1 protein-coding gene is annotated in these 1,305 nt (G+C 65.4%); it reads right to left on the bottom strand.

Annotated elements, in window-relative coordinates:
• Positions 1–1,305: VCBS domain-containing protein (locus AC1DVH_RS31260; protein ID WP_477757041.1), on the bottom strand; the 1,305-nt coding region annotated here is incomplete at both ends.

Here is a 1,305-nt window from a genome sequence, read left to right as displayed (position 1 = left end):
GAGCGTGGTGTCTTCCTGCACCGCGCCGGCCTCGTTGCCGGTCGCGAAGCTGAGCACGGGCGCGTCATTGCTGCCGGTAATGGTGACGGTCACCAGCTGGGTGTCGACGCCGCCCAGGCCGTCGCTGACCTGCACCGTAAACACGTCATCGTGGCTCTCGCCCGCCTTCAGCGACTGCACCGCACTGGCAACGCCATCGGTGCCATTGGCCAGCGTGTAGGTCCACTGGCCGGTGGTGTCCACGGCGATCGAGCCGTAGGTGCCCGTATCCGTACCCGCAATGCTCCAGGTYGCCGTGGCATCGTGATCGATGTCGGCCGAGCTGAACTGGCCGCTGACGCTGAGCTTGATGTCTTCCTGCACCGCGCCGGCCTCGTTGCCGGTCGCGAAGCTGAGCACKGGCGCGTCGTTGCTGCCGGTGACGGTGATSGTCACCARCTGGGTGTCGACGCCRCCCARGCCGTCGCTGACYTGCACGCTGAACACTTCGTTGTGACTCTCGCCCGCCTTCAGCGACTGCACYGCACTGGCRACCCCGTCGGTGCMATTGGCCAGGGTGTAGGTCCACTGGCCGCTGTTGTCTACGGCGATCGAACCGTAGGTGCCCGTATCTGTACCCGCAATGCTCCAGGTCGCCGTGGCGTCGTGATCGATGTCAGCCGAGCTGAACTGGCCATTGACGCTGAGCGTGGTGTCTTCCTGCACCGCGCCAACATCGTTGCCGGTCGCGAAACTGAGCACGGGTGCGTCGTTGCTGCCGGTAATGGTGACGGTCACCAGCTGGGTGTCCACGCCGCCCAGGCCGTCGCTGACCTGCACGCTGAACACTTCGTTGTGACTTTCTCCCGCCTTCAGCGACTGCACCGCACTGGCAACCCCGTCGCTGCCATTAGCCAGGGTGTAGGTCCACTGGCCGCTGCTGTCCACCGCGATCGAGCCAAAGGTGCCGGTATTTGGCCCGGCAATACTCCAAGTGGCGATGGCATCGTGATCGATGTCGGCCGCGCTGAACTGGCCGCTGACGCTGAGGGTGGTGTCTTCCTGCACCGTGCCGACCTCGTTGCCGGTCGCGAAACTGAGCACCGGCGCGTCGTTGCTGCCGGTAATGGTGATCGTCACGTCCTTGGTCACTGTCGCCCCGACGTCGTCGGTCAGCGTCACCGTGAACACTTCGGTCTTGGTCTGGCCCGCGGCCAGGTACTGCGCCGCGCTGTTGTTCAGCGTATAGGTCCAGCCCACGCTGCCCACCGCGTCGCCGGTGCTCTCGTCACTGACGGTGGCCACCAGCGTACCCAGCGCATTGGC

This window comes from Pseudomonas sp. P4_C3 (genome assembly GCF_056402075.1).
Note: the sequence above shows the minus strand (reverse complement) of the source record. Positions and strands in the feature narration are given on the sequence as shown.